General features: G+C 74.0%; 23 protein-coding genes. 10 read left to right on the top strand and 13 right to left on the bottom strand.

Features of this window, described 5'->3' with window-relative positions:
* Positions 1–43: 43 nt before the first annotated feature.
* On the top strand, positions 44–1,450 hold the full coding sequence (locus ACZ3UD_RS30380) for an MFS transporter (protein WP_465594730.1): 1,407 nt from the start codon (positions 44–46) through the stop codon (positions 1,448–1,450).
* 32 nt (positions 1,451–1,482) lie between these two features.
* Here ACZ3UD_RS30380 and ACZ3UD_RS30385 read toward each other — a convergent pair whose 3' ends face one another.
* Entirely contained in the window at positions 1,483–1,887 is a 405-nt protein-coding gene (locus ACZ3UD_RS30385) for a RidA family protein (RefSeq protein ID WP_465594733.1), read from the bottom strand.
* Positions 1,888–2,028: 141 nt separating this feature from the next.
* Complete coding sequence (locus tag ACZ3UD_RS30390) at positions 2,029–2,826, bottom strand: ATP-grasp domain-containing protein (RefSeq protein ID WP_465594736.1); 798 nt, start codon at positions 2,824–2,826, stop codon at positions 2,029–2,031.
* Positions 2,827–3,026: 200 nt separating this feature from the next.
* Between ACZ3UD_RS30390 and ACZ3UD_RS30395 the strand changes: the two genes are divergently transcribed.
* Positions 3,027–3,800, top strand: coding sequence for an enoyl-CoA hydratase family protein (locus tag ACZ3UD_RS30395; RefSeq protein ID WP_465594739.1), 774 nt, complete (start codon positions 3,027–3,029; stop codon positions 3,798–3,800).
* Between the two features lie 52 nt (positions 3,801–3,852).
* Here the strand turns inward: ACZ3UD_RS30395 and ACZ3UD_RS30400 are convergent, their stop codons facing one another.
* Entirely contained in the window at positions 3,853–4,671 is an 819-nt protein-coding gene (locus ACZ3UD_RS30400; protein WP_465594742.1) for a maleylpyruvate isomerase family mycothiol-dependent enzyme, read from the bottom strand.
* Positions 4,672–4,899: 228 nt separating this feature from the next.
* Between ACZ3UD_RS30400 and ACZ3UD_RS30405 the strand changes: the two genes are divergently transcribed.
* Positions 4,900–5,655, top strand: coding sequence for an acyltransferase (locus tag ACZ3UD_RS30405; protein WP_465594745.1), 756 nt, complete (start codon positions 4,900–4,902; stop codon positions 5,653–5,655).
* Between the two features lie 169 nt (positions 5,656–5,824).
* On the opposite strand, the gene ACZ3UD_RS30410 is transcribed toward ACZ3UD_RS30405, so the two are convergent.
* Positions 5,825–7,138, bottom strand: coding sequence for a PucR family transcriptional regulator (locus ACZ3UD_RS30410; RefSeq protein WP_465594748.1), 1,314 nt, complete (start codon positions 7,136–7,138; stop codon positions 5,825–5,827).
* A gap of 252 nt (positions 7,139–7,390) precedes the next feature.
* Between ACZ3UD_RS30410 and ACZ3UD_RS30415 the strand changes: the two genes are divergently transcribed.
* Entirely contained in the window at positions 7,391–8,278 is an 888-nt protein-coding gene (locus tag ACZ3UD_RS30415) for an esterase/lipase family protein (RefSeq protein ID WP_465594894.1), read from the top strand.
* A gap of 89 nt (positions 8,279–8,367) precedes the next feature.
* Here the strand turns inward: ACZ3UD_RS30415 and ACZ3UD_RS30420 are convergent, their stop codons facing one another.
* Both ACZ3UD_RS30420 and ACZ3UD_RS30425 read right to left on the bottom strand, forming a co-directional pair.
* Positions 8,368–8,943 (bottom strand): HutD/Ves family protein, encoded by a 576-nt coding sequence (locus ACZ3UD_RS30420; protein ID WP_465594751.1) that lies wholly within the window; start codon positions 8,941–8,943, stop codon positions 8,368–8,370.
* A 167-nt stretch (positions 8,944–9,110) separates the two neighbouring features.
* Complete coding sequence (locus ACZ3UD_RS30425) at positions 9,111–10,340, bottom strand: MFS transporter (protein WP_465594754.1); 1,230 nt, start codon at positions 10,338–10,340, stop codon at positions 9,111–9,113.
* Positions 10,341–10,456: 116 nt separating this feature from the next.
* On the opposite strand from ACZ3UD_RS30425, the gene ACZ3UD_RS30430 reads away from it, so the two are divergent.
* Both ACZ3UD_RS30430 and ACZ3UD_RS30435 read left to right on the top strand, forming a co-directional pair.
* On the top strand, positions 10,457–11,632 hold the full coding sequence (locus ACZ3UD_RS30430) for an ROK family protein (protein ID WP_465594897.1): 1,176 nt from the start codon (positions 10,457–10,459) through the stop codon (positions 11,630–11,632).
* A gap of 125 nt (positions 11,633–11,757) precedes the next feature.
* Positions 11,758–12,888, top strand: a complete 1,131-nt coding sequence (locus ACZ3UD_RS30435; protein WP_465594757.1) for a PLP-dependent cysteine synthase family protein — start codon at positions 11,758–11,760, stop codon at positions 12,886–12,888.
* Between the two features lie 112 nt (positions 12,889–13,000).
* Here ACZ3UD_RS30435 and ACZ3UD_RS30440 read toward each other — a convergent pair whose 3' ends face one another.
* The 5 genes from ACZ3UD_RS30440 to mscL form a co-directional block, all read right to left on the bottom strand.
* A complete protein-coding gene (locus tag ACZ3UD_RS30440; RefSeq protein WP_465594900.1) occupies positions 13,001–13,306 on the bottom strand; it encodes a DUF6191 domain-containing protein in 306 nt (101 codons plus the stop codon).
* A 49-nt stretch (positions 13,307–13,355) separates the two neighbouring features.
* Complete coding sequence (locus tag ACZ3UD_RS30445; RefSeq protein ID WP_465594760.1) at positions 13,356–15,785, bottom strand: right-handed parallel beta-helix repeat-containing protein; 2,430 nt, start codon at positions 15,783–15,785, stop codon at positions 13,356–13,358.
* 293 nt (positions 15,786–16,078) lie between these two features.
* A complete protein-coding gene (locus ACZ3UD_RS30450) occupies positions 16,079–16,954 on the bottom strand; it encodes an MOSC domain-containing protein (protein ID WP_465594763.1) in 876 nt (291 codons plus the stop codon).
* A 267-nt stretch (positions 16,955–17,221) separates the two neighbouring features.
* Entirely contained in the window at positions 17,222–18,016 is a 795-nt protein-coding gene (locus tag ACZ3UD_RS30455; protein WP_465594766.1) for a DUF6643 family protein, read from the bottom strand.
* A gap of 451 nt (positions 18,017–18,467) precedes the next feature.
* Positions 18,468–18,917: a large conductance mechanosensitive channel protein MscL gene (gene mscL, locus ACZ3UD_RS30460; protein WP_465594768.1), complete on the bottom strand. Its 450-nt coding sequence runs from the start codon at positions 18,915–18,917 to the stop codon at positions 18,468–18,470.
* A gap of 438 nt (positions 18,918–19,355) precedes the next feature.
* On the opposite strand from mscL, the gene ACZ3UD_RS30465 reads away from it, so the two are divergent.
* The 3 genes from ACZ3UD_RS30465 (at position 19,356) to ACZ3UD_RS30475 (ending at position 22,292) form a co-directional block, all read left to right on the top strand.
* On the top strand, positions 19,356–20,564 hold the full coding sequence (locus ACZ3UD_RS30465; RefSeq protein WP_465594771.1) for a glycosyltransferase family 4 protein: 1,209 nt from the start codon (positions 19,356–19,358) through the stop codon (positions 20,562–20,564).
* A gap of 104 nt (positions 20,565–20,668) precedes the next feature.
* On the top strand, positions 20,669–21,343 hold the full coding sequence (locus ACZ3UD_RS30470; RefSeq protein ID WP_465594774.1) for a thiol:disulfide interchange protein DsbA/DsbL: 675 nt from the start codon (positions 20,669–20,671) through the stop codon (positions 21,341–21,343).
* Between the two features lie 73 nt (positions 21,344–21,416).
* Entirely contained in the window at positions 21,417–22,292 is an 876-nt protein-coding gene (locus ACZ3UD_RS30475) for an alpha/beta fold hydrolase (RefSeq protein WP_465594777.1), read from the top strand.
* A 28-nt stretch (positions 22,293–22,320) separates the two neighbouring features.
* Here the strand turns inward: ACZ3UD_RS30475 and ACZ3UD_RS30480 are convergent, their stop codons facing one another.
* Both ACZ3UD_RS30480 and ACZ3UD_RS30485 read right to left on the bottom strand, forming a co-directional pair.
* Positions 22,321–23,067: an SAM-dependent methyltransferase gene (locus tag ACZ3UD_RS30480; RefSeq protein ID WP_465594780.1), complete on the bottom strand. Its 747-nt coding sequence runs from the start codon at positions 23,065–23,067 to the stop codon at positions 22,321–22,323.
* 96 nt (positions 23,068–23,163) lie between these two features.
* Positions 23,164–24,303 (bottom strand): glycosyltransferase, encoded by a 1,140-nt coding sequence (locus tag ACZ3UD_RS30485; RefSeq protein WP_465594903.1) that lies wholly within the window; start codon positions 24,301–24,303, stop codon positions 23,164–23,166.
* Positions 24,304–24,369: 66 nt separating this feature from the next.
* On the opposite strand from ACZ3UD_RS30485, the gene ACZ3UD_RS30490 reads away from it, so the two are divergent.
* The gene (locus ACZ3UD_RS30490; RefSeq protein ID WP_465594783.1) at positions 24,370–25,140 is read left to right on the top strand and encodes a glutamate racemase; all 771 of its coding nucleotides are present in this window, start codon (positions 24,370–24,372) and stop codon (positions 25,138–25,140) included.
* The last annotated feature ends 24 nt before the right edge of the window (positions 25,141–25,164 follow it).

Genomic DNA, 25,164 nt, shown 5'->3' on the forward strand with positions numbered 1-25,164 from the left:
TAAAGGAATACCCTTGGCGGCCCGCCGGCGGTGGGATCAGGGCATGACCACCAAGCCGGCGGAGTCCTCCGCGCTGTCCTTCGCCCTGCCCGCGCACAACCCGGGCGGCCGCCTTCCCGCGGCTGTCCGGCGCCGTCTGCACCCCGATCCGACGGTCCGTCGGCTGGCCGGGATCACCCTCGTCAACACGGTGGGCAACGGCCTCTCGTTGTCCGTCGCGGTGCTGTTCTTCACCCGGGTGCTCGGCCTGAGCGCCGCCCAGCTGGGCGGCGGGATGACCGCCGCCGGCCTGTGCGGGGTCGTCGCCAGCGTGCCGGCCGGCCGGGCCGCCGACCGCTGGGGCGCCCGGAGGGTGCTGGTGGTGCTGGTCGGCGTGGAGGCGTTCGGCACCGCTGGGTACGCGCTGGTGCACAGCTACCCGGCCTTCGTCGTACTGGCCTGCGCCGTCTCCGCCGTCGACCGGGGGTCGGCCGCCGTGCGGAACGCGCTCTACGCCGAGGTGCTGCCACCCGATACCCGGGTGGCGGGCCGGGCCTACCTGCGGGTGGTGACCAACGTCGGCATCTGTGGGGGGACGGGGCTCGGCGCGATCGCGCTCCAGCTGGACACCCGGCCGGTCTACCTGACGGCGATCCTGGCCGATGCCGTCTCCTACGTGGCCGTCGCGGTGCTGTTCTACCGTCTGTCCGCCCTGTCCGGCCCTTCGTCGGCCGAGCCCTCGGCGACGTCCGGTACGGAGACCACGTCTGGTACGGCGAACAAGTCCGCGACGGCGACCAAGGCCGGCACGGCGAACCCGTCGGATCCCGGGGACAAGGGCGTCAAGCAGGGCCGACGGCGCAACCCGGCGCTGCGGGACGGCCCGTTCCTGGTCGTGACGGCGTTGTGCTCCGTCCTCGGCCTGCAGTTCGCCGTCCTGGAGGTCGGCGTTCCGCTGTGGATCGTCCAGCAGACCGACGCGCCGCGGATCACCGTCGCCGGCGCCCTGATCGTCAACACCCTGTTGGTGATCGCCTTGCAGGTGCGGGCCACTCGGGGCACCGAGGACCGGACGGCCGCCGCCCGGGCCTTCCGTCGCGCCGGACTGGTGCTGGCCGCCTCCTGCCTGGTCATCGCCTTCGCGCACGGCCTGCCCGGGCTCCTCGCCGCTGTGGTGGCGCTCGCGGGGATCGCGTTGCAGTCGCTGGCCGAGGTGATGGGACAGGCGGGCGGCTGGGCGCTGAGCTACGACCTCGCGGGTGAGGGTGAGCACGGCGCCTACCAGGGCGTGTTCAACGCGGGTTCGGCTGCCACGATGATGGCCGGCCCGGCGGTGGTCAGCACCGCGGTGATCGGCTTCGGGCTGGTCGGGTGGGCCGTGCTGGGCGCGGTGCTGGCGGCGGCGGGCCTGGCGATGGGCCCCGCCGTCCGGTGGGCCGGACGGCGGGAGCTGCGGCTCCGAGTGGCGTGACCGGCGGCTGCTCCGAGCGGCGTGAGCCGTCGTTACTCCCGGACCACCGCCATCGCCTCGATCTCGATCAGCACGTCCGGCCGGAACAGTGCCGCGACCTGCATGGCCGAGGCGGCCGGCAGCGGCAGGCCGCCCAGGTACGCGTCGCGGGCCTCCCGGATGGCCGGGAGGTAGGCGATGTCGGTCATGAAGAAGGTGAACTTCACGACGTCGGAGAAGTCGGCCCCGGCGGCGGCCAGGCAGCGGCGCAGGTTCTCGAAGACCTGCCGCGCCTGCGCCTTCGGGTCGCCCACGCCGACCAGGTTCCGGTGCTCGTCGAAGGCGACCTGGCCGGAGACCTGGACCAGCCGGCCGGTGCCGGTGACGACCTGGGTGTAGCCCGTCCCGGGGGCGACGCCGGGTGGCTCGGTGATGTGGGTGAGGTGCGTGGTGGTCATGGCGCATGATCGTGCGCCATCGCGCGTCCGGACCGCAAGCGATTCCCCCTGGCGGCCAGCGGGTTGGCCGACAGGTCGGCCAACGGGTCGGCCAACGGGCTGGCCGACCAATTGGACACAACTGGCCGGCCAACTGGTCGGTCAGCGCAGCACTTCGGGCAGTTGGCGCCGGAACGGCCGGTCGGTGGCGGGAAGTTGGGCATCCGGCCCAGCCGAGCGCAGCACCACGTCCAGGACGGCGTCCGGCTCGGCCGCGTAGCCCCCGCTGGCCCAGGCCGCGTTGGCCTCGACCACCGCCCAGCCGTGGTCGGTGCAGCCGACGTCCACCACCACCGCGCTCGGCAGCGGGGCCTGCGAGGCGGAGGCGGCCAGCACGTCGTGGGTGAAGGCCAGCACCTCGGAGCCGTCCCGCCCGAGCGGCCCGACGGACAGCTCGCCTTCCACCGCGTAGCGCGAGCCGGCCCGCACCGCGCCGTCCAGGACGAACAGCCGGTACTCCGTGCGGAACCGCACCACCTCGCTCACCAGCACGGGGGTCTCGCTGTCCAACAGTTCGGGCCCGGGCAGTGCGCCGCCGTCCGGGTAGACCCGGGCGGCGAACAGCTTGTCGGCCGGTGGCTTCACGAACGCCGGCCTGTGCAGCCCGCGGGCCTCGGCCAGCGTGGTGGCGGAAACCCGTCGTCTGGTCAGGGCGAGCGGCAGCCGGGCCAGCCAGTCCTCGGCCGGCTCCAGCAGGGCGAGGCCGAGCTCCCGTCCGACCGCGTCGCCGAACAGCGGCCCGCCGTACACGTGCACCGGCGCACCGAGCAGTTCGCGCGGGGCCTGCCAGGACGCCGCGGTGTGCGCCCGCAGGCCGCGCAGTCCGGCGGCGGTGCGCAGCTGGAGGCCGGTCTCGTTGATGCGCGGCGCGAGCAGCAGGACGGGGGATTCGGCGATCATGCCGTCCATGCTGCCGGGAGTGCGGCGGCCGCCACCAGCGGTTTTCCGTCCGGCCACCGGGCGGTCGGCTCCGGCCGGGGCGCGGTTGGCTCTGGCCGAGGGGAGGGTGGGCGTGCCAGAGTCGTCCGGGCGCGGTCCGGGCACCCCGGCCCCGCGCCCGCAGTCCGACCCACCCTCAGCCGGAAGGCAGGCCCACGCCGATGACCAGCGCAGAGCCCCTCGTCCGCGTCAGCACCGTCGACGCCGTCACCACGCTCACCCTCGACTCGCCGCACAACCGCAACGCGCTCTCCTCCCGCCTGATGTCCGAGCTGCACGCCGGACTGGCGGTCGCGGCGGCGAACCGGGACGTCCGCGCGGTGGTACTCACCCACACCGGCAAGGTGTTCTGCGCGGGCGCGGACCTCTCCGAGGCGACCGGCGCGGACCCGACGGTCGGCCCACGCGGCCTGGTCGAGCTGCAGAAGGCGATCGTGGACTGCACCAAGCCGGTGATCGCCGTGGTCGACGGGCACGCCCGGGCCGGCGGCCTCGGCCTGATCGGCGCGGCGGACCTCGCCATCGCCGGACCGGCCGCGACCTTCGCCTTCACCGAGGTCCGGCTCGGCCTCGCGCCCGCCGTCATCTCGCTGCCGCTGCGCCCCAAGCTGGACCCGCGCGCCGCCTCCCGCTACTACCTGACCGGCGAGGTCTTCGACGCCGCCGAGGCGGCCCGGATCGGTCTGCTCACCCGGGCCGCCGAGTCCACCGAGGACACCGGGGTGGTGCTGAAGGGCCTGCTGGACGCGCTGCGCCAGGGCTCGCCGCAGGGGCTGGCCGAGTCGAAGCGGCTGGCCAACGCCGAGGTGGTGCGCTCCTTCCAGCGCGACGCGGACGAGCTGGTGCAGCTGTCGGCGCGGCTGTTCGGTTCGGCGGAGGCGCAGGAGGGCATGCGTGCGTTCCTGGAGAAGCGGCCCGCTGCCTGGGCGCGCTGAGTCGGCGTACGACCGGCCGAGTCGGCTGGGGACCGGCTGACTCGGCTCGGGGTCAGCCGATCGCCGCTGTGGCCCGCCAGAGGTCGAGCAGGTCCCGGTCGCCGCTGACCTCGACCTGCTCTGCCTGCCCGGCCTGCTCTGCCGGCTCGGACTGCTCGGCCTGCCCGCCCCGCTCGACCTGTTCGGCCGTCAGCCGGTTCCAGAGCAGCAGGTAGAGCTGGCGGGCCGGTCCGGTGAGGGTCAGGTCGGCCTGCTCGGGGCGCTCCTCGGTGCTGACGGACAGCGGCTCGCGGGTGATGGTCAGGCGCCAGGAGCCGGGGCCGTCGGTCGTCCGGACCTGGACGGTGCGCAGGCGGTCGCTGCGCACCTTCGACCGGCTGCTGACCATGAAGCCGCGCAGCAGCTCGTCGATGCCGTCCAGGGCGAGCGCGGTGTCCACGGCCGGGCCCGGCGAGCCGGCCGCCGCGTCGGCGTCGAAGCGGTGGACGGCGGTCTCGTGCGCCTGGCGCCGGGCCCAGAAGGCCAGCGGGCTGGGTGCGGGCAGGAAGCTCCAGCACTCGACCTCGGCCGGGGCCTCGGTGAGCGTCGCCACCAGTGCGGCGTGGCCCTCACGGAACCAGTCGAGCAGTGCGGCGTCCGAGGGCGCCGGTCCGACGGCCTCCTGCTCGCCCGCCGGGTCCAGCGGTGTCCGCAGGCCCCTCGACGGGTAGGTGGCGGCCCAGCGGTGGACGTGGCCGACGTGCCGCAGCAGGTCGCCCAACCGCCAGTCCGGGCAGGTCGGTACGGGGGCGTCGAGGTCGGTGCGGGCGGCGGCCTCGGTCAGCAGGGTGCCCTCGCGGCGCAGCGCGTCGATGTGTGCGGAGATCTCCATGGGACGGAGTCTTTCACCGCCGCCCACCCTCGGTGGCGGATTTCGGACGGCCCTGGGGTCGGTGCGGGTTCGGCGGGTTCGGCGGGTGCGGCGGAGGCCGGCGCGGCGGGGCGGGTGAGGCCGGTGCGGGAGGGGCCGGTGAGATCGGTACGGCTGGGTCTGGCGGGGTTGGTGTGATGTCGGCCTCCCGGCGACCGGGCGGACGCTACGGGCCGGTAACGTGAGCGCATGCCGATAACCCGTTCGCTTCTCTCCGCCGTCCGGACCGGTGGCCACCGGGCCGCCGGACGCCTCGTCCACCGGGGCTGGCGCTGGGTGCAGCGGACCGGCGCGGTCACCAACCGGAACCCGGGCCCGTACCGGTTCGGCGAGCTGGGGGACGGCACGAGCCTCGCCTTCCCGCTCGGGGCGGTGTTCAACGAGCAGTGGATCACCATCGGGCCGTTCTCGATCATCGGTGAGCGGGTCACCATCAGCGCGGGCTTCCTGCCCGGCCTCGACCTCGGGCCGGAGCCGATCGTGCGGATCGGCGGCGGCTGCGTGATCGGACGGGACAGCCACATCGTCGGCCACCAGTCGATCGTCATCGGCGACGACGTCTGGACGGGGCCCGGCGTGTACGTGAGCGACCAGGCGCACGAGTACCGGGACACCGAGCTGCCGATCGGCAAGCAGTGGCCGCGCAACGAGCCGGTGGAGATCGGCGCGGGCAGCTGGATCGGCACCGGCGCGGTGATCATGCCGGGGGCACGGATCGGGCGCAACGTGGTGGTCGCCGCAGGGGCCGTGGTGCGCGGCGAGGTGCCGTCCCACTGCGTGGTCGCCGGAGCGCCCGCCAAGGTGGTGCGCCGCTGGACCGAGGAGGAGGGCTGGCAGCCGCCGCTGCGCCACGAGCCACCCCGGCCGGTGCCGGACGGGGTGACGGCGGAGCAGCTGCGCGCCCTGGTGGGCTGGGACCTGCGGCTTCCGGGGGAGCAGGGCTGAGGGCCGTCCGGCGCTGTGCCGGCATCGGGCGGGACGGCGTCGTCGGGCTGCAGACCTGCTCCAGCCTGAACTCCTGGGTGGGGGGCCCACGCCTTGCTGCACCGCTGATCCCCGCTCGTTCCCCGGCACCCGCGTCACCGTTTCCGGCGGCGCGGGTGCCGTGGCGTAACTAGCCCGTCGGGGAGGACTGTTCGGCGGCGCGCGCGGCGATGGCCGCGGTGATCCGCAGGACGTCGGCCGGGCGGGACGGGTCCAGGCCGGTGAGGACGGCGATCCGGCGCAGCCGGTAGTCCACGGTGTTCGGGTGCAGGTGCAGGGCGCTCGCGGTGTGGCGGCGGTTGAGGCCGCCCGCCAGGTGGGTGCGCAGGGTGGTGAGCAACTCCCCGCCGCCGGCGAGCGGTTCGAGCAGTGCGGCGAGCCGGGCGCGGGCCTGACTGGGCCGGGTCAGCTGGTACTCCAGCAGCACGTCGTCGAGCCGGTGCAGACCGTTCGGGCGGCCGAACGCCTTTGCCACGTCCAGGACTTCGTAGGCGAGTGCGGCCGCGCCCGGCACCTCGGCCGGTACCGCGGCGGCCGCTCCGGCCAGCACGGGCGCCCCGGCGGCGCGGGCCGCGGCGGTGAGGGTGGCGGCGAGCTTCAGCCAGGGGGCTTCGGGGGCGGTGCCGTCGGCCGACTCGGGTTCCGGGTCGAGCGGGACCAGGACCAGGCCGCCCGAGGGGGTGAGCGCGGAGAGCGTCGACTGCCGGGTGCGGTGGTCGAGTTCGGCGACGAAGCGACGCAGCTTGCGGTGGGCGGCGATGGCCGGGTCGATGCCCGGGGAGTGCTCGTCCGGGTGGTCGGCGAGGGCCAGGCAGAGCGCCGCGTAGCCTGCCGGAAGCCGGACGCCCGCCCGGGCGGCGGCCTCCTCGGCGGGGGCGCCGGCGAGCAGTGCGGTGAGCAGGGATTGCCGGGCGGTGGAGTGTCGGTCTCCGGCCGGGCGTCGGCCGTCCAGGTAGCCGGCGCCGGCGGCGGTGGTGGCCTGGCGGAGCTGGTCGAGCAGCAGCCGGTTGAGCACCAGCAGGTCGGCGGCGTCACCGGCGTGGGCGTCCCGGGTGACGAACTCCCAACAGACCTCCAGCCCGAGGTGGTGGGCGAGCAGCACGGCGTCCAGCGGCAGGCCCTCCTCGGCGCGGCGCGCGGCGGCCTCCCGTACGGCGGTGAACTCCTCGGCGGGGGCGGGGAGTCCGCTGCGGACGGCGTGGGCGAGTGCGCGGATGCGGCGTTCGGTGTCCCGGGTGAGCTCGCCGGTGAGCTGCTCGCGCGGGAGGCGGCGGTAGACCGGCACGCGGTCCAGTAGGGCGGCGACCACGCCCTCGGCCAACGCGCGGACGCCGCCGAGGAGTAGTTGGTCGGCCGGGCGGCCGCCGATCACCGGGACGCGCCAGGTCGGCGTGGTTTCGGGGGTGTCCGGGGGCGTGCAGTGGGGTGCGTTGTGACCGGTCACAGAGAACACCGTCCAGGTCTGGGGAACGCCCAAGGGCCGGGCCGGAGGGGCGACCGCATGATTGAGCCACTCGGGTTACCTGTTGGTAACAAACTTCCGCTGTGGAGGCAACAGTTGAGAACCCCACTTCTCCGCTTCCCCGCAACTTCCTTGCGACGTCGGCTCGGCGGATCCTTCGGCGCGGCCCTGCTGGCGGGCGCGCTGCTGGCGGGGGCGACGGCGGGCCCGGCCTCGGCCGCCCCGGCGGCCGTCGTGAGCCCGGCCGCCGCGAGCCCGGCCGCCGCGAGCCCGGCCGTCGTGAGCCCGGCCGTCGTGAGCCCGGCCGTCACCGCTGCGGCTGAACTGCCGCCCGACGGAGACTCGGTGGCCTCGCCGCCCGGCGCCAACGACTGGAACTGCCGACCGACCGCCGCGCACCCCAACCCGGTGGTCCTGGTGCACGGCACCTTCGCCAACCGCTACGAGAACTGGCTGGCGCTCTCCCCGCTGCTGAAGGGCCTCGGGTACTGCGTCTTCGCCCTCGACTACGGCACCGTTCCCGGCATCACCTCCACTGGCAGCGGCCTGTTGCTGCCGATCGGCGGGCTCGGGCCGGTGCCCGCCTCGGCGGCCCAGCTGGCGAGCTTCGTCGACCTGGTGCGCAACGCGACCGGTGCGGCCAAGGTCGACATCGTCGGACACTCGCAGGGCGGCATGCTGCCGAACTACTACCTGAAGTTCCTCGGCGGGGCCTCGAAGGTGGACAAGCTGGTCGGCCTGGCGCCGTCCAACCACGGCACGACGCTCGACGGGATCACCAAGCTCGCGCCGTACTTCCCGGGCGTCGCGGACCTGATCTACACGGTCTGCCAGGCCTGTCGTGACCAGGCGGTGGGCTCCGACTTCAACCGGACCATGGCGTCCCGGCCGGACACCGTGCCCGGGGTGAGCTACACGGTGATCTCGACGGTGTACGACGAGGTCGTCACCCCGTGGCAGAGCCAGTTCCTGACCGGGCCGGACGTCGACAACGAGGTGCTGCAGGACCACTGCCGGATCGCGCTCGCCGAGCACGTGGCGATCGCATTCTCGCCGACGGCGCTGCACCTGGTGACCAACGCCCTGGACCCGGCGCACGCCACGCCGGTGCTCTGCGGCTGAGCGCTCGCCGCGGCGAGCGCCGGGATCGCGGCGCTCGCCGTGACCGCCCGTGTCCCCGGCTGCGCCGGGGACACGGGCGGTCACGTTTCTCAGCGGGCGGCGCGGAAGGTGACGGCGGCGGTGGTGCCGTCGGCCGGGCGCAGCTCGTACGGACCGGGGGCGGTCAGCAGGGCGGCGTCGAAGCGGGCCAGTTCGGTGTCGTGGAGGGTCGCCGAACCGGCGAGGCAGACCAGCAGGACGGTCGCCGCGGGCGGGACCTCCACCGGGCCGGGCTCGCTGCGCAGGTCGACGGTGGCCTCGACCCGGCCGCGACGGGTCATCACGTTGAAGTCCACCACCGGGCCGCCGAGCAGTCGGCAGTCCGTCGTGGCGTCGCCGGGGAAGGCGAACGGGCGCAACGGTGCGTCGACCAGTTGCTCGGTGCCGTCCACGGTGAGCGCCATGCCCGCGCCCTCGACCAGGGTGATCACCCGGTCGACGCCGGGGAACGGCGAGAAGGGCCCGGCGGAGGCGACGTCGGCGAGGCTGACCCGCCAGTCGAAGGCGTCCAGCCCGGCCCCGGCCGGGAACCCGGCGACCTCCCTGGTCACCCCGCCCCCGTTGAGCCACGCGGTGGCGGGGCGCTCGCTGGCGCGCAGTACCTGGATGCGTCCGGTGGTCGTCATGGGGCCGCATCCTGCCACCTTTCGGGGCGGGTGCGGCAGCGGGGCGGGAGCGGCTGACAACAAACAGATAACAGATGTTGAAATCTGTCATCTGTTTGTTGTCATCTGTTCGTCGTTATCTGTCCGCCACTGCCCCGCCTCCCCGCCTCCCGACAACCTGCAGCCCGTCAGCGCCGCCCCACCACCAACGGCAGGAACGCCGCCGCCGTCGCCGCGAGGGCCACCGTGGTCAGGGCCAGCGGCAGTCCGGCCACGTCGGCGAGGAAGCCGATCACCACCGGCCCGATCAGCATCCCCCCGTACCCGAGCGTCGAGGCGAGCGCGACGCCCTGCGGGCCGCCCGTCGCGCCGGCCCGCGCGATGGCGAGCGGGAACAGGTTGGCCAGACCGAGGCCGACCAGCACGAAGCCGCCGATCGCGACCGGCGCCGCCGGGGCCAGCGCCGCGACCAGCATGCCGCCCGCCGCCGTCAGTCCGCCGAGCAGCATCAGCCGGTTCTGGCCCAGCCGGATGGACAACCAGGTGCCGCCGACCCGTCCGCTGGTCATCGCGAAGGCGTATGCGGCGTACCCGGCGGCGGCCGTCCCGGCGCTCGCGTGGACATCGTCCGTCAGGTGCAGGGTGGTCCAGTCGGCGATCGCGCCCTCGCCGTACGCGGTGCACAGCGCGGTGAGGCCGAGCAGCAGCACCAGCAGCCGGACGTGGCCCCCGGCCGACCGGTCCGCCGAGTCATCGGTGGAACGTTCCGGCGCAACCATCGGCGCCGCCGGGCTGCGCAGCAGCACGACGCCCGCGCCGGCGGTGACGGCCAGGCCCAGCAGCCCGCCGAGCGCGAGCGCCCAGGCGGTGGTGAGCTGGTCGGCGAGCAGTCCGCCGAGGCCCGCGCCGAGCAGCCCGCCGAGGCTGTACCCGGCGTGGAAGCTGGGCATGACGGGCCGTCGCAGCTGCGCCACCAGGTCGACGGCGGCACTGTTCATGGCGACGTTGGCACCGCCGTACCCGGCGCCGAACAGCAGCAGCACGCCCCCGAGCGAGAGCACCGAGTGGGCGTGCGCGGGCAGGGGGACGGCGAGGCTGAGCAGCGCGAGCGAGCCGACGGTGACCGGCCGTGAGCCGTACCTCAGGCAGAGCCGGCCGACCACCGGCATGGTGAGGACGGCTCCGATGGACAGGCAGAGCAGGGCCAGACCGAGGGTGCTGTGCGAGGCGCTGACCTGGCTGCGGACGTCCGGGATGCGGACGACCCAGGCGGCGAAGAGGAAGCCGTCGACGGCGAAGAAGGCGGTGAGCGCGAGCCGCGCAGGGCTCCAGGGGCTGTCGGTCACCGGGGTTGTGCTGCGAGACTGACTGGGGGAGTCGTGTTGCGGATGGGAACGGATTTTGTTTCGAAGCGGCACAAAGTCACAATAGGGGCGTGCAGCTCTCACCTTCAAGCCCGAGGCCCCTCTCCGGGACCGACCCCGGCGCGCGGCGCGACGCCCACCGCCGCGCGGCCCCCGACCGCGGTCGGACGCTGCTCGGCCCCGCGCTCTCGCTCATCCACACCGGCCAGACGCCCACCCGTTCCGCGCTCACCCGTGCGCTGGACGTCACCCGGGCCACCGCCGGGGCGGTCACGGCCGAACTTGAGGCGCTCGGTCTGATCACCGTTGACTCCCGCCCGGCCGGAGGCGGCCGCGGCCGGCCCTCGCACCGGTTGGCGATCGACCCCCGGGGCCCGGTGGTGGTCGCCGGGCAGATCCACGCCGACCAGCTGAGCGTCACCCTGGCCGGCCTCGGCGGACTGCTCGACCCGCCCGTCCACCTGCCGCTGCCCGCCGCCACCGATCCGGTCCGGATGCTGCGCGCGGTCGCCCAGGCGGGCGCCGAACTGGCCCGCTCCACCGACCGCCGCTGTCTGGCCGCCTCGCTCGCGCTGCCCAACCCCGTCACCGAACCGGACGGCACCGCGCTGGCCGCGCTGCACTTCGCCTGGCCCAGCGGCACCCCGGTCGCGGACCTGTACGACGTCGAGGTCGGTCGCGCCGACCACGGCCCGAACGTCCTGCGCCCGCTGCCCACCTTCGTCGGCAACGACGCCAACCTCGCCGCGCTCGCCGAGTACCGCCACGGCGCCGGGCGCGGCGCCCGCCACCTGCTGCTGGTCACCTCCGGCCACAGCGGTGTCGGCGGCGCACTGGTGATCGACGGCAATCTGCACACCGGCAGCGCCGGACTCGCCCTGGAGGTCGGCCACCTCACCGTCGACCCGCAGGGCCGCCCCTGCGTGTGCGGCAACCGGGGCTGCCTCAACTCCGAGACCGACCCCGACGCGCTGTTCGCCGCCGCCGGGCTCACCCCGGAGCCGGGCCGTCCGCTGCTCGACCAGGCCCGCGAGCTGTGCTGGTCGGCCACCACCGATGAGCGGGCGCGGGCGGCGGTGGAGCACGTCATCGACCGGCTCGGGCTCGGGCTGGCGGGCGTCGCCAACATCCTCAACCCGGACCGGGTGGTGCTCAGTGGCCTCCACCTCGACCTGCTGGAGGCCGCCCCCGACCGGCTGCGCGCGGTGGTCGCCGAGCGCTGCCTGTGGGGGCGCAGCGGACGGGTGCCGATCGTCGGGGCGGAGCTGGCGCACGGCGCGCTCGCGGGTGCGGCCGAGCTGGGCTGGGGGCCGTACCTGGCCGACCCGCAGTCGGTGCCCGTGTAGGGCGGGGTGTCCGTGTTGCCGGAGGGGCGATAAGCGGAAGCTGGGCTTCCGAAAACGGTTACTTATCGTGACTCTCATACACTCGTAGTGAGCAGCGGGGGGCCGCAACGAGGGAGTAGTGACCAATGAGCACCCAGCCCGGTGGGATCCCCGGCATCGAGCCGACCGTCGACGTCGACCGCTCGGACCCGCAGTACCGCGCCTGGCTCAAGGAGGCGGTGCGCAAGGTCCAGGCCGATGCCAACCGCTCCGCCGACACCCACCTGCTGCGCTTCCCGCTGCCGGCGGAGTGGGGGATCGACCTCTACCTCAAGGACGAGTCCACCCACCCGACCGGCTCCCTCAAGCACCGCCTGGCCCGCTCGCTCTTCCTCTACGGGCTCTGCAACGGCTGGATCCGCCCGGGCAAGCCGGTGATCGAGGCCTCCAGCGGCTCCACCGCCGTCTCCGAGGCGTACTTCGCCCAGCTGATCGGGGTGCCGTTCATTGCCGTCATGGCCAAGAGCACCAGCCAGGCCAAGATCGACCTGATCGAGTTCCACGGCGGCGAGTGCCACCTGGTCGAGCGCTCGGACGAGGTGTACGAGGCCTCCGCCCGGCTCGCCGAGGAGACCGGCGGGCACTACATGGACCAGTTCACCTACGCCGAGCGGGCCACCGACTGGCGCGGCAACAACAACATCGCCGAGTCGGTCTTCGCCCAGCTGCGCCTGGAGCCGCACCCCGAGCCGGCCTGGATCGTCGCCACCGCCGGCACCGGCGGCACCTCGGCGACCATCGCCCGGTACGTGCACTACATGCAGTACGACACCCGGATCTGCGTGGCGGACCCGGAGAACTCCTGTTTCTTCGACGGCTGGGTGAACCACGACCCGGACGCCGTCTGCGACAGCGGCTCCCGGATCGAGGGCATCGGACGGCCCCGGATGGAGCCGAGCTTCGTCCCCGGGGCGGTCGACCGGATGATGAAGGTGCCGGACGCCGCCTCGATCGCCGCGGTGCGGGTGCTGGAGCAGGTGCTCGGCAAGAAGGCGGGTGCCTCCACCGGGACGGGACTGTGGAGCGCGCTGCGGATCGTCGCCGAGATGCGGGCGGCCGGGCACGCGGGCAGCGTGGTCAGCCTGATCTGTGACCCGGGGGACCGCTACCTGGACAAGTACTACTCGGACGACTGGCTGGCCGGCGAGCGGATCGACATCGCGCCGTACCGGGCTGCCCTGGAGTCCTTCCTGGCGGGCGGCGCCTGGGCGGGCTGACGTTCCGTCGGGCTGCGAACGGATAACAGATTTCAGCAGACAGAATCTGAAATCTGAAATCTGAAATCTGAAATCTGTTATCCGTTATCTGTTCGCCGAAGCCTGTCAGCTGTCAGTCGTCACTCGGCCGCCAGATCACCGCCCGCCCACCCGCGAGGTCGATCCCCGTGCGCTTCGGCGCGCCGTCGTGCTCGTCGTCCCGCAGGACCAGCTCGATCCGCCGCTGCTCCAGCTGCACCCGCTTGCTCGGGTACAGCAGCGCGTGCAGTTCCTCCGTCGCGGTCGCTCCCGCGCCGCGCCCACTGACCGGACCCGCCGCCGGACGGGCGCGTAGTCGCCGGACCACCGCGCCCAGGAAGAACAGGACCACCAACCCGGCCGGCAGCAGCAACCCGCCTGCCGCACCCGTCAGAAGCATGCTCACGTGTGCCCAACGTCCCGCCGTCGACGGCGAGTTCCCAGGATCCCTACGGCAACGGCACCGTCGGCAGATCCCCCGGCATCAGGAGTTGCAGCTCCTCCGTCGACGGGTCGGCCAGCGCCGCGACCCGCACCGCGTGGCGCTCGACCATCGTCTCGAACACCTGCCGGGCCGTGCGCCCGTTGCCGAAGTTGGGGCCGCGCTCCAGTCGGGCGAAGTGCTCCAGCAGCGCGCCCTCGGTCGCCTCGGAGAGCGCGTACTCGTGCTCCGCGCACTGCGCCCGGGCGATCTCCAGCAGCTCGTCCGCCGTGTAGTCGGGGAAGGTGATGGTGCGTGAGAAGCGTGACGATACACCGGGGTTGGCGGACAGGAAGCGTTCCATCTCGGCGGTGTAGCCCGCCACGATGACGACCACCTCGTCCCGGTGGTCCTCCATCAGCTTGACCAGGGTGTCGATCGCCTCGCGCCCGAAGTCCCGCGCGCCGTCCTCGGGCGCGAGTGCGTACGCCTCGTCGATGAACAGCACCCCGCCGCGGGCCCGGTCGAAGGCGGCGGCGGTGCGGATCGCGGTGGAGCCGATGTGCTCGCCGACCAGGTCGACCCGGGCCACCTCGACCAGATGTCCGCGCTGGAGCACCCCGAGCGAGGCGAGGATCTCGCCGTACAGCCGGGCGACGGTGGTCTTGCCGGTGCCGGGGGCGCCGGTGAAGGCCAGATGGCGACGCAGCGACGGCGCCTTGAGCCCGGCCTGGCGGCGGCGCCGGCCGACCGAGATCAGGTCGATCAGGGTGCGCACCTCCTGCTTCACCGTCGCCAGTCCGACCAGCGAGTCCAGTTCGGCGAGCGCCTCGTCGGCCGGCCGGCAGTCCGGGATCGGCGCGATCGCGGAACCGGCCGGGGCGGCCGAAGCGCCCGAGGGGGCGGTCAACACGGGTACGGCGGCAGCCAGTTGGGCCGTCCGAGGGGCCGGCATCTCGGCGGCCGAGCCCGCGGCGGCGGTCGGCCCGACGTCGTCCGAGGTGCACCCCTCGGCGACCGGGCCCGGTTCGGAGAACTCGAACCCGGCCCGCTCGTTCTGTTCCGCCCGGCACCGGGTGAGCTGGGTGCGGCACCCGTCGATGATGTGGAAGCCGAAACCTTTGCCGTGCGAGACCCGGCAGTCCTCGAAGGTGCCGCGCCCCTGCGCCGAGACGTACACCCCGGCGTCGGTGCTGGCCCGAACGGTGCAGTCGCGCAGCACCGGGTCGGCGCCCTTGGTGACGATGACGCCGGTGGCCACGTCCGAGATCTCGCAGCCGGTGAGCAGCCCGCCGCTGCCGTGGTCGCGGAACCAGAGCCCGGTGCCGGCCTCCTGCACCCGGCAGCCGGCCAGGGCGACCGTGGCCCCGCCGCTGACCGAGACCGCCGAGCTGCGGATCCGGCTGAACGAGCAGCCCTCGGCGACGGCGGCGGAGTCCCGGTCGAGGACGAACAAGGCGTCCGGCAGGTCGTGCAGCGAGCAGTCGGTGAGGGTGAGCCGGGCGCCGTCGCTGACCCACAGCGCCGGGTACTCGCCCGTGGAGCCGTGGATCTGGCAGGACTCGGCGACGGCCTCGGTGCCCTGGTCCCAGACCGACAGCGCCCCGCGCCCGAAGTCCCGCACGGTGCTGTGGGCGAGGCTGAGCCGGGAGCGTCCGCGCAGGTCGGCGCCGTTCTCCGGCAGGTCGTGCACCCGGCAGCCGGTGAGCACGAGCTCGGCCTCGCCGTCCAGGGTCAGGCCGTTGCCGGTGACCCGGTGGATCTCGCAGTCGACCAGCCGCCCGCCCGCCTGGGCCTCGGCCTGGACGCCGCTGCCGCGGATCTCGTAGATCTCGCAGCCGGTCAGTTCGGCCGCGCTGCCCGGGTCGGAGAGCAGTACCCCGGCGCCGGAGGCGTGGTGGACGCGGCAGCGGTCCAGGGCGGCGGTCGCGCCGCCGAGGACGGCGAGCCCGGCCTGGCCGGCCGCGGCGACCTCGCAGTCCTCGAAGGCGGCGGCGGTGCCCTCGCCGCGCAGTCGCAGCCCGAGCCCGCCGGGGTTGGCGACCACGCAGCCGCGCAGGGTCGGCCGGGCGCCGTCGGTGACCTCGATCCCGGTGGCGGAGCGGGTCTCGACCCGGCAGCCGCTGAACGCGGGCGCGGCCTGCGGCCCGGTGACCAGCACGGCCGGGGTGGAGCTGTCGCCGCCCTCGATCACCAGGTCGCGCACGATCGCGGCGGCGGTGACGGTGAGTGCCACCCCGGAGGTCGGCTCGATCCGGACGGTGCCCGGGCCCTGGGCCGGGACGATCGTCACCGGCTTGTCCAGCAGCACGTTCTCCCGGAAGGTCCCCGGCCGGACGGTCACGGTGTCGCCCGCCTCGGCGGCCGCCAGGGCCTCCGCGAGCGTGTCGTACTCGCCCGCGCGGCGACGCCAGCGGGATGCGCTGTCCTGGGTGACCCGGACCCTGTGCTCAGCCATGACGGTCTGTCGTCCCCACCTTCGTCGTGCCGGCGATCAACGGGCCGTACGCGCGGGGTGCGCGGGCCGTCCGCCCACCGTAGCGCGCCCGCATGGGTGCTCCGGCCGCCCTCGGTCGTGCGGACACCGGTAGCGCCCATCGCGGCCACAGGTTCCGACCACTTGTTCAACGAGCGCGCACAGCCGGGGTTCCGTACCGGTGCCCCGGAAGCGGAGCGGGTGCGGACGCCCCGGGAGCGATGCGCATGCCGACGAGCCGGGACGAGAGTGCGACCCGGGGCACGGGTGGGCGCTCAGCGCCCGTCGGCCGGCCAGCGCGCCCCGTCCTCCAGCACCTCGACGTCGTCGCCGAGCCGCAGCGTGCCGAGCACGTCGCCCTCGACGCCGGCGGGGCGCTCGGGGATCAGGTTCTGCCCGAACGCGGCCTTGCGTATCAGCCGGTGGTGCCGGGCCAGGGTGCGCAGCGGCTCCGGGCCGCGCCGCTCGCCGCTCTCCTGGTCGGTGGTGGTGATCACGCAGCGGCCACAGGGCTTTACCACCTTGAAGGTGAGCGAGCCGATCCGGATCCGGAGCCAGCCGTCCTCGGCCCAGGCCTCGGAGCCGCCGACCACCACGTTGGGGCGGAAGCGCTCCATCGGCAGGGCCTCGTGGCCGTCCGGGTGCTCGGCGGCGATCAGCTCGTTGAGCCGGTCGAGGGAGGCGGTGGTGGTGAGCAGCAGCGGGAAGCCGTCGGCCATCGAGACGGTGTCGCCGGGCCGGCCGTACTCGGGGTCGACGGGCCGGGCTCGCGGGTCCTCCAGGTGCACCAGGCGGTAGTCGCCGAGGTGCTCGGCGATCCACTCGTGCGCATCCTTGGCCGCTTCGACGGCGCGGAAGCGGGTGCCCCAGACCTCGACCTCGGCGAGCGGGTCGCCGGCCGCGACGGCGGGGGCGGTGACCTCGATCCGGGAGCCGCTAGGGGCGGTCAGCGACAGCGCGCCGTCGGGCAGCGGGGCGATCCGGATCTGCCCGAGCGCGGCGTTCTCGCGCTGGCTGACGAAGCGTCCGGTGGGGTCGGCGAGCATCCAGCGGCGGTCTCCGGCCAGACCCCAGGGCTGGACCTCGGCGGTGTCCGGGCTGAGGCGGTACATCGACTTGACGGGGTAGACATGGAGTCCGGTGAGGTGCATTCCTCCATCCTGCCAGCAGCGCCGCGGGCATCCGCACGGCCCCCGGACCTCCCCGTACGCCCACGGACCCCGCACGCGCACGCCCCCGCACGCCTGCGCCCTCCGGACCCCCTGAGCGCACGGACCGCCCGGGACGCCGTGGGGGGCGTTCCGGGCGGTCCGTGGATGACCCGTTTCTCCGTTGGCCCGGCGTTCAGGGGTCGCCGGGTGGTGCTCAGGTGGTGCGGGTGCGGGCCGATCGGGGTTCGGCCCCGGGAAGCCAGGGGCTCAGTAGCCCTGGCCCTGCGGCTGGTAGCCGCCCTGGAAGTTGCCGGGCTCGCCGTACGGGCCCGGGCGCTGCGGCTGCATCGGGCGGACCGGCGCGACCGGCGCCATGGCAGGGCGCAGCTGGGCGCCGCCGAAGCCCTGGTCGCCGCCCTGGCCCTGGAAGCCGGGGCCGGCCGGGTTCGGGCCGCCGAAGGACTGCTGCCCGCCGAAGCTCTGCGGACCGCCCTGGGGCTGGCCGCCGGGCTGGCCGTGGCCGAAACCGGCCGGGCCGCCGGTCGGCTGCGCGCCGAAGGTCTGCGGGCCGCCCTGGCCGATGAAGGTGTTCTGGCCGCCGAAGCTCTGGCCGCCGGTCGGCTGGTAGCCGCCGCTGGCGGTCTGCGCGAACGCGGGGGCGCCGGGCTGCGGTCGCTGGTACGACTGGGGGGCGCCGTAACCGGGGACCGGCGGCTGCGGGGCGGCGGCGTACGCCGGCGCGGGCTGCGCCGGGATGTACGCCGTGGCGGGGCCTGCGGAGGGGCCGCTGCTCGGGCCGGGGCCCAGGGCGAGGCGGGCGGGCGGCAGCGCGGGGAGGTTGCTGCCGGCGCTCTCGTACCCGTTGCCGTACCGGTTCTCGTAGGACGGGCCGACGCCTGTTCCGTATCCGGACGACAGCGCCGGCGGCAGGGCGGCCGGCACGTTGATGGGTGCGATCTGGGGGACGCCGCGCTCAGCCACGAGGCTGTCGTAAATCGGCGTGCCGGAGGAGAAGGACGGAGAGGGGTAGCCGACTCCGTCGTAGGAGCGGGGCGAGGTCATGGGGCATACGGTAAGCCCACAATGCGCCTGCTGAGGAGAGCGGGAGGGGGAGCAGTTCGAGTGTTTACACAGTCTTCGCTCGCACAAAGGTTTCGAAAGTAGGAAGAACGGACATAACGGCGTCCAGTTCCGGACAACCCTGACACCCTGTCGGTGATCGAACGGCACCCGGACGCGGCCGCCACGAGACCTTGTGGTGACCGGGCGGTAGACGGCCGTGGACGCTGCGGAGAAACTTTTGCGGACGGGGCGTGCGCCGGCGCATTCGAGCCCCCGCCGACGGTACGACGGGGGCTCGTGAATGTTTCGGGAATAAATTTCCGGTCAGCGCCCAGAGCGGGCGATCCGGACGCCGATCCGAGGGCGAGCCGGACGCCGGTTCGGACCTCGATCCGGACCTCGATCCGCAGGATGAGCCGGGCTGATGAGCCGGACGACGCCTGCGGGACCGTCAGTGCGACTGCAGCGCCTGGCTCTGCGCGGGCACGCCCGGCCGGGCGGCGACCTCGGAGGTGCAGAAGGAGCAGCGGGTCGCGGCGGCCGGGATCGAGCTCAGGCACTCCGGGCAGTCCACCTTGGCGGCGGGCGCGGGCTTGGCCGCCTCGAAGCGCGCCTGCAGCTTGCCGACCGGCACTACCACGGTGAAGTAGATCACCGCGCTGACCAGCACGAAGGCGATCAGCGCGTTGACGAAGAGGCCGTACGGGAACTTGGTGCCGCCCACCTCGAAGGTCTTCTGGGTGAAGTCGCCGACCGCCCCGGCGGCGACCCCGACCAGCGGGGTGAGGAAGGCGCTGACGAACCCGGTGACGACGGCGGTGAAGGCCGCGCCGATCACGATGCCGACCGCGAGGTCCACCACATTGCCGCGCAGCAGGAAGCTGCGGAATCCCTTGAACACCGGGTGACTCCAAATCCGAACGGGGAAGGGGGAGATGGGGCGGCGCAGGGAAGCCCCGGCCGGACATCCTGCCGAGCGGTCCGGGCCGAGGTCCAACCGCGTTCACCCGATCCGCGTAACCGGCCGACCTGCCGTGTCCGGCCGCGCCCGGTCGTACCCGGCCTTCCCGGCCGGCGCGCGGGCGCTCCGCGTACCGGTCTGTCGACGGCCCCTGGACGGTGAACCGGCGGATGTGCGCTGGTACTTGAGGCGGCGTGCGGCGGAGCGGAGGGCGGTCGATCCGAGCGGTCGAGGGCGAGACGGGGCGCACAGCGGTCGCAACCGGCGCACGACGGCGGGTCTTCAGCGCACATCGGATGTACGGGCGCGGGCGCACGGGCCACCGCCAGGTTGCGCGAAGGGGCTGTACCGGCCGTGGTGCTGTGCCAAGGTCTGTCCATGCCCGACCATACGGCGGCCGATTCGGCCGGAGCCCGCCCGCGTGTCCTGCACCTGATCAGCGACTCGCGCCGGGGCGGCGCCCAGAACTTCGCCCGTGACCTCCACCGGGAACTGTGCCGCCGGGGCCAGGCCTCCGCGCTGTGCGCCCTCGCCCCGCACCCGGCCGTGCTACCCGCCCGGCCGGATACGGCGGCCGCTCCGGGAGTGTGCGCCGCGGGCACGACCGTTCCGGGGGACTGCGGCGAGGAGTGCCCCGACACCGCCGGGCTGCGCTCCGCCCCCGTCCTCGGCCCCGGTCGACTGCGCCCGGGCACCCTGTGGGCGCTGCGCTCCGCCGCCCACTCCGCCGACGTGGTGCTCGCCCACGGCTCCGACACCCTGGCCACCTGTGCCCTCGCCCTGGTCGGCACCCGCACCCCCTTCGTCTACGTCTCGGTCGGCCACCCCCGCTACTGGACCGCCAACCGGCTGCGCAGACTGCGCGGCGGCACGCTGATGCACCGCGCCGCCGCCGTCACCACGCTCACCGACGAGGCACGCGAGGTCCTGGAAGAACAGTTCCGGCTCCCCGGGGGCAAGGTCCGGGTGATCCCCAACTCCCGTGCCGCCGAAAGCTATCCGCCCGCTGACGGCCGGGCCGAACGGCGCGCCGCCCGGCACGCCCTGGGCCTGCCCGCGGACGTCCTGCTGGTCGCCTGGATCGGCGCCATAGCGCCGGAGAAGCGGCTCGACCTCGCCCTCGACGTGCTCGACCGGCTGCCCGACGTCCGGCTGGCCGTCGCCGGGGACGGCCCGCTGCGCGAGACCCTGGCCCGTCATCCGGCCGCCGCCCGCGCCCACTTCCTCGGCTCCCTGCCCGACCCCGTCCCGCTCTACCGGGCCGCCGACGCGCTGCTGCTCACCAGCGACAGCGAGGGCGTGCCCGGCGCGCTGATCGAGGCGGCGCTGGCCGGGGTGCCCGCCGTCGCCACCGACGTCGGCTGGGTGCGCGAGGTGGTCCGGGACGGCGCCACCGGCGCACTCGTCGCCCCCGGGGACCCGCTCGCCCTGGCCGAGGCGCTGGCCAAGGTGCTCGCCTGCAACCGCGCGGGCCTCGGCGCGGCCGCCCGGGCGCACGCGCTGGAGCACTTCGAACTGGGCGCGGTGGTGGACGACTGGCAGCGGCTGGTCGCCGAGGTGTGGACCGGGGCTCCCACCTCGCACTGACGGGCGGCTCCGAGGCGGTCCCAGCTGCGCCGTTCGGGCGAATCCGGGTCCGCCGACCCCTGCCCGCTCGCCGGTAGAGAGCCGTCACCAGCAGACTTCCCGATGTGAACTCGAAGTCTCTGCTGCGGTCCACCGTCCTGCTCGCCGTCGCCGCCGGGATCGCCGCATCCCCCGTCCAGGCCGGTGCGGTGTCCCACCAACCCCCGTCCGAGGGCGTCCAGTTCGTCAGGCTCGACCACCCGCAGCCGGTGCGTGAGAGTGCCGGAACCGAGGCGGTCGAGTTCTTCTGGTACGACTGCGGCCACTCCCAGGAGCTCGAACAGCCCTTGCAGGCCTGGGCCGAGAAGCACCGGGCGGACGTCGCGCTGCGTCGCGTCCCGGCGATCTGGCCGGGCCACTCGGACGAGGATACCCAGCGTGCCCACGCGCGCCTGTACTACACGCTGGAGCGCCTGGGTCTGGTCGAGCGCCTGCAGGCCAGCGCGTTCCGCTCGATCCACAGCGACCGGGCCGACCTCACCACCGAGTCCGCCGCCACCGACTGGGCGGTGCGCCACGGTGTCGACGCCCAGCTGTTCGGCCGGACCTACCGCTCCGCCGAGATCGGGCAGTCGGTGGACGACGCGGCCGCCCAGTTCGTCCGCTACGGCATCGACGAGTTGCCCACCGTGGTCGTCCAGGGCGAGTACCGCACCTCGCCGACCAAGGCCGGCGGCGTCGACGCGATGCCCGAGGTGCTGGACTACCTGGTGCAGCAGGAGCAGTTGCCGAAGCACTGAGCTCCTTCTCCCGTCGGTGACGTGTGGTCAGCCCATCCTTGACTAACCATTCAGATGATATTTAATGGTTAGTATGAGCGAGCTGGCGATCCCGCACGTCCACCACCGCCACGTCGACCTCGACGGCCTGCGCGTCTTCTACCGCGAAACCGGTCCGGCCGACGCCCCCGTCCTCCTGCTGCTGCACGGCTTCCCCTCCGCTTCGCACCAGTACGCCCGGCTGCTCGACGCGCTCGGCACCCGCTACCGGCTGATAGCCCCCGACTACCCCGGCTTCGGCCACAGCGACAGCCCCGCGCCCGACGCCTTCCACTACCGCTTCGACACCCTTGCCGACGTGGTCGAACGTTTCTGCCTCGCACTCGGCCTGGACCGCTTCGCGCTCTACGTCTTCGACTTCGGCGCACCCGTCGGCCTGCGCCTGGCCACCCGCCGACCGGAGTGGATCACCGGCCTGGTGGTCCAGAACGGCAACGCTTACGAGGAGGGACTCTCCGACCAGGCAAGGGAGTTCATCGCCAACAAGCGCGGCGTCCCGGGCGCCGGGGACGTCGCCCGCTCGATCCTCACCCTGGACGTCACCCGCAGCCAGTACGAGGGCGGCACCGGCGACCCGAGCCTGGTCGCCCCCGACGGTTGGACGCTCGACCAGCACTTCCTCGACCTGCCAGGCCGCAAGGACATCCAGGTCGAACTGGCCCTCGACTACTTCTCCAACGTCGAGCTCTACCCCGAGTGGCAGGCCTGGCTGCGTGCCAACCAGCCGCCCACGCTGGTGGTTTGGGGGCTGGGTGATCCGTTCTTCACCGAGGCCGGCGCCCGCGCCTACCTGCGCGACCTGCCCGAGGCGGAGCTGCATGTCTTCGACACCGGGCACTTCGCGCTGGAGGAGAAGCTGCCTGAAATCGCCCCGCTGATCGACGACTTCCTCGCCCGCACGCAGAAGTAGGCTGAAGTAACAGGCTCCGTAGGGTGGTTCAGTCGCGGCGTAGCAGGTAGGTGACGAAGCCGAGCGTCCCCCGGTAGCCGTGCAGCCACTCGGCGCGGTGGCGGTCCGCGGCCTCGCGGGCGGCCACCGCCCCCGGGTCGTCCGGGTGGTCCAGCGCCCACTCGGCCAGCGAACCCGTCCAGGAGAACTCGTAGTCGTCCCACTCCCGCGCGGTGCTGATGTGCCCGTACACCGGGGTCCAGCCGTCCGCGAGCACCCGGTCCGTGGTGGTCGCCAGGTCCGCGAAGTCCTCCCGGACGGCACCCAGCCCGTCCAGCGCGGCCTGCGACGGCTCGCGCTCCCAGAACCCCTCGCCGACCAGCAACCGGCCGCCCGGGGCCAGCAGCTCACGGGCGGACGCGAGCGTTGGCAGCAGCCCGCCGAAGGCGTGGGTGGCGCCCACGCACAGCACCAGGTCGAAGGGCTCCTTGGCGGTGAACTCCCGGGCGTCCAGGTGGTGCAGGCCGATCCGGCGGACCACGCCGAGCGCGGTGGCCGTCTCCCGGGCCCGGGTCAGCGCCTCCGCATCCAGGTCCACCCCCACCGCCCGCCAGTCCGGCCGGGCGGCCAGCGCCCGCAGCAGCCAGGAGCCCTCGCCGCAGCCCAGATCCAGCGCCCGGCCGGACTCCTGCCCGGCGAGCGCGCGGTCCAACAGCCGGGCCACCGACCCGTCCGCCAGCGGCGCCGCGATCGGGTGGTGGGCGTGGGCGAGGCGGGAGAGCTGCTGACGGTCCATCCGAGCAGTATGGATCCGTCCGGCCCAAAGCGCCCGGGCTTTCCGCATGCCCGCTCCTCACGCCCCACTTCCCGTGTCGGCTCCGACGCCCGCTTCTCACGCCCGCGAGTAGGTCCGGCCCTTCCAGGCCGCGCCCCGGCCGCGCCAGTGCTGCACCGCCGAGTCCACCGTCATCAGCAGGTACAGCGCCGCTGTGAACGGCAGTAGCAGCACGGCCGCGGCCGGCTGCCCGTAGTACCGGACCATCGGCAGGTACGTCCCCGCCATCAGCGCCCAGGCCGCCCCGCCAGCCGCCGCCATCGCAGGCGCCCCGGCCGTCAGCCCGGCCACCGTCGCCACCGGCGGCACCAGGTACACCAGCGTCAGCCCCAGCACGGTCCCGAGCAGCAGCGGCGGCGAGTGCTTCAACTGGGCGTACGCGCTGCGCGACACCATCCGCCACAACTGCTCCAGCCGCGGGTACGGACGGACGCTGTCCACCTCGTCGGCCAGACCCAGCCAGGTCCGCCCGCCCGAGGACTTCACCGCCCGGGCCAGCGACACGTCGTCGATCACCGCGCCCCGGATCGCCGCCACCCCGCCCGCGCGCTCCAGCGCCTCCCGCCGCACCAGCGAGCAGCCGCCCGCCGCGGCCGCCGTCCGGGAACCGGGTCGGTTGCTCCAGCGGAACGGGTAGAGCTGGGCGAAGAAGTAGACGAAGGCCGGGACGATCAGCCGCTCCCAGCCGGTCGCCACCCGCAGCCGGGCCATCTGCGACACCAGGTCGAGCCCGTTGCTCTCGGCGGCGGCCACCAGCTCGGCCAGCGAATCCGGGCCGTGTGCGATGTCCGCGTCCGTCAGCAGCAGGTACTCGACGTCCGGACCGGCCAACTCCACCCCGTGCCGCAGCGCCCACAGCTTGCCCGTCCAGCCCGGCGGCAGCGGGGGAGGGGTGGTCACCGTCAGCTCCGGCCCGTCCATCGTCCGCAGCCCCGCGGCCAGGGCTCCGGTGCCGTCCGAGCTGTGGTCGTCCACCAGGATCACCCGCGCCCGCCCCGGGTACTTCTGCGCCAGCAGCGTCGGCAGGCTCAGGGGCAGCACCGCCGCCTCGTCCCGGGCCGGCACCACGACCGCCACCTGCGGCCACCGCACCGGCGGACGACGCGGCGGCAGCCGTACGTCGGTGCGCCAGAACAAGCCGTGGCAACACGCCAGCCAGAGCCAGACCAGCAGGGAGAACGCGGCGATCCACGGCAGGACGGTCACCCCGGCAGTCTGCCGCAGAACCGGCTCCGGCGGGCGCATCGACTAAAGTCTTGCCCCGTGAAGATCGCACTGATGGACTCCGGAATTGGTCTGCTGGCCGCCGCCGCCGCCCTTCGGAAGCTGCGCCCGGACGCCGATCTGGTGCTCTCCTCCAACCCGGCCTCGATGCCGTGGGGACCGCGCACGCCCGAAGAGATCACCGAACTGGCCCTCGGCTGCTGCCGGGCCGCCGCCGCGTACGAACCCGACGCCCTGGTGATCGCCTGCAACACCGCCTCGGTCCACGCGCTCGCCACCCTGCGCGCCGAACTGGAGCCCGGACTGCCCGTCATCGGCACCGTCCCGGCGATCAAGCCCGCCGCCGCGCTCGGCGGCCGCGTCGCCATCTGGGCCACCCCGGTCACCACCGGCAGCGCCTACCAACGCGGCCTGATCCGTGACTTCGGCGGCACCGCCGAGGTCACCGAGGTCGCCTGCCCGGGCCTCGCGGACGCCGTCGAACACGGCGACGATGACGCCATCACCGCCGCCATCGCCGACGCCGCCGCCCGCACACCGGTGGGCACCAACGTCATCGTCCTCGGCTGCACCCACTACGAACTCGTCGAGGACCGCATCCGCGCCGCCGTCGCCCCCACCGCCTCCCCGGCCCTCACCCTCCTCGGCTCCGCCGAGGCCGTCGCCGCCCAGGCCCTCCGCCGCATCACCGGACCCACGGGCACCGGCACCGGCACCCTCACCGTCCTCCACGCCGGCAGGCCCGCGACCCTCCCCGCCGCCGCGGCCCTCTACCCCCAGGGCCTCACCCTCGCCACCCTCATCCCCTGACCGAAAGCCGCCCACGCCGACGTC

This window comes from Kitasatospora sp. NPDC023118 (genome assembly GCF_055560875.1).

Excerpts from the sequence above, each read along its gene's own strand:
- ACZ3UD_RS30380 (WP_465594730.1), top strand. The coding sequence starts at position 44 with ATGACCACCAAGCCGGCGGAGTCCTCCGCGCTGTCCTTCGCCCTGCCC.
- ACZ3UD_RS30385 (WP_465594733.1), bottom strand. The coding sequence starts at position 1,887 with ATGACCACCACGCACCTCACCCACATCACCGAGCCACCCGGCGTCGCC.
- ACZ3UD_RS30390 (WP_465594736.1), bottom strand. The coding sequence starts at position 2,826 with ATGATCGCCGAATCCCCCGTCCTGCTGCTCGCGCCGCGCATCAACGAG.
- ACZ3UD_RS30395 (WP_465594739.1), top strand. The coding sequence starts at position 3,027 with ATGACCAGCGCAGAGCCCCTCGTCCGCGTCAGCACCGTCGACGCCGTC.
- ACZ3UD_RS30400 (WP_465594742.1), bottom strand. The coding sequence starts at position 4,671 with ATGGAGATCTCCGCACACATCGACGCGCTGCGCCGCGAGGGCACCCTG.
- ACZ3UD_RS30405 (WP_465594745.1), top strand. The coding sequence starts at position 4,900 with ATGCCGATAACCCGTTCGCTTCTCTCCGCCGTCCGGACCGGTGGCCAC.
- ACZ3UD_RS30420 (WP_465594751.1), bottom strand. The coding sequence starts at position 8,943 with ATGACGACCACCGGACGCATCCAGGTACTGCGCGCCAGCGAGCGCCCC.
- ACZ3UD_RS30435 (WP_465594757.1), top strand. The coding sequence starts at position 11,758 with ATGAGCACCCAGCCCGGTGGGATCCCCGGCATCGAGCCGACCGTCGAC.
- ACZ3UD_RS30440 (WP_465594900.1), bottom strand. The coding sequence starts at position 13,306 with ATGCTTCTGACGGGTGCGGCAGGCGGGTTGCTGCTGCCGGCCGGGTTG.
- ACZ3UD_RS30445 (WP_465594760.1), bottom strand. The coding sequence starts at position 15,785 with ATGGCTGAGCACAGGGTCCGGGTCACCCAGGACAGCGCATCCCGCTGG.
- ACZ3UD_RS30450 (WP_465594763.1), bottom strand. The coding sequence starts at position 16,954 with ATGCACCTCACCGGACTCCATGTCTACCCCGTCAAGTCGATGTACCGC.
- ACZ3UD_RS30455 (WP_465594766.1), bottom strand. The coding sequence starts at position 18,016 with ATGACCTCGCCCCGCTCCTACGACGGAGTCGGCTACCCCTCTCCGTCC.
- ACZ3UD_RS30465 (WP_465594771.1), top strand. The coding sequence starts at position 19,356 with ATGCCCGACCATACGGCGGCCGATTCGGCCGGAGCCCGCCCGCGTGTC.
- ACZ3UD_RS30475 (WP_465594777.1), top strand. The coding sequence starts at position 21,417 with ATGAGCGAGCTGGCGATCCCGCACGTCCACCACCGCCACGTCGACCTC.
- ACZ3UD_RS30480 (WP_465594780.1), bottom strand. The coding sequence starts at position 23,067 with ATGGACCGTCAGCAGCTCTCCCGCCTCGCCCACGCCCACCACCCGATC.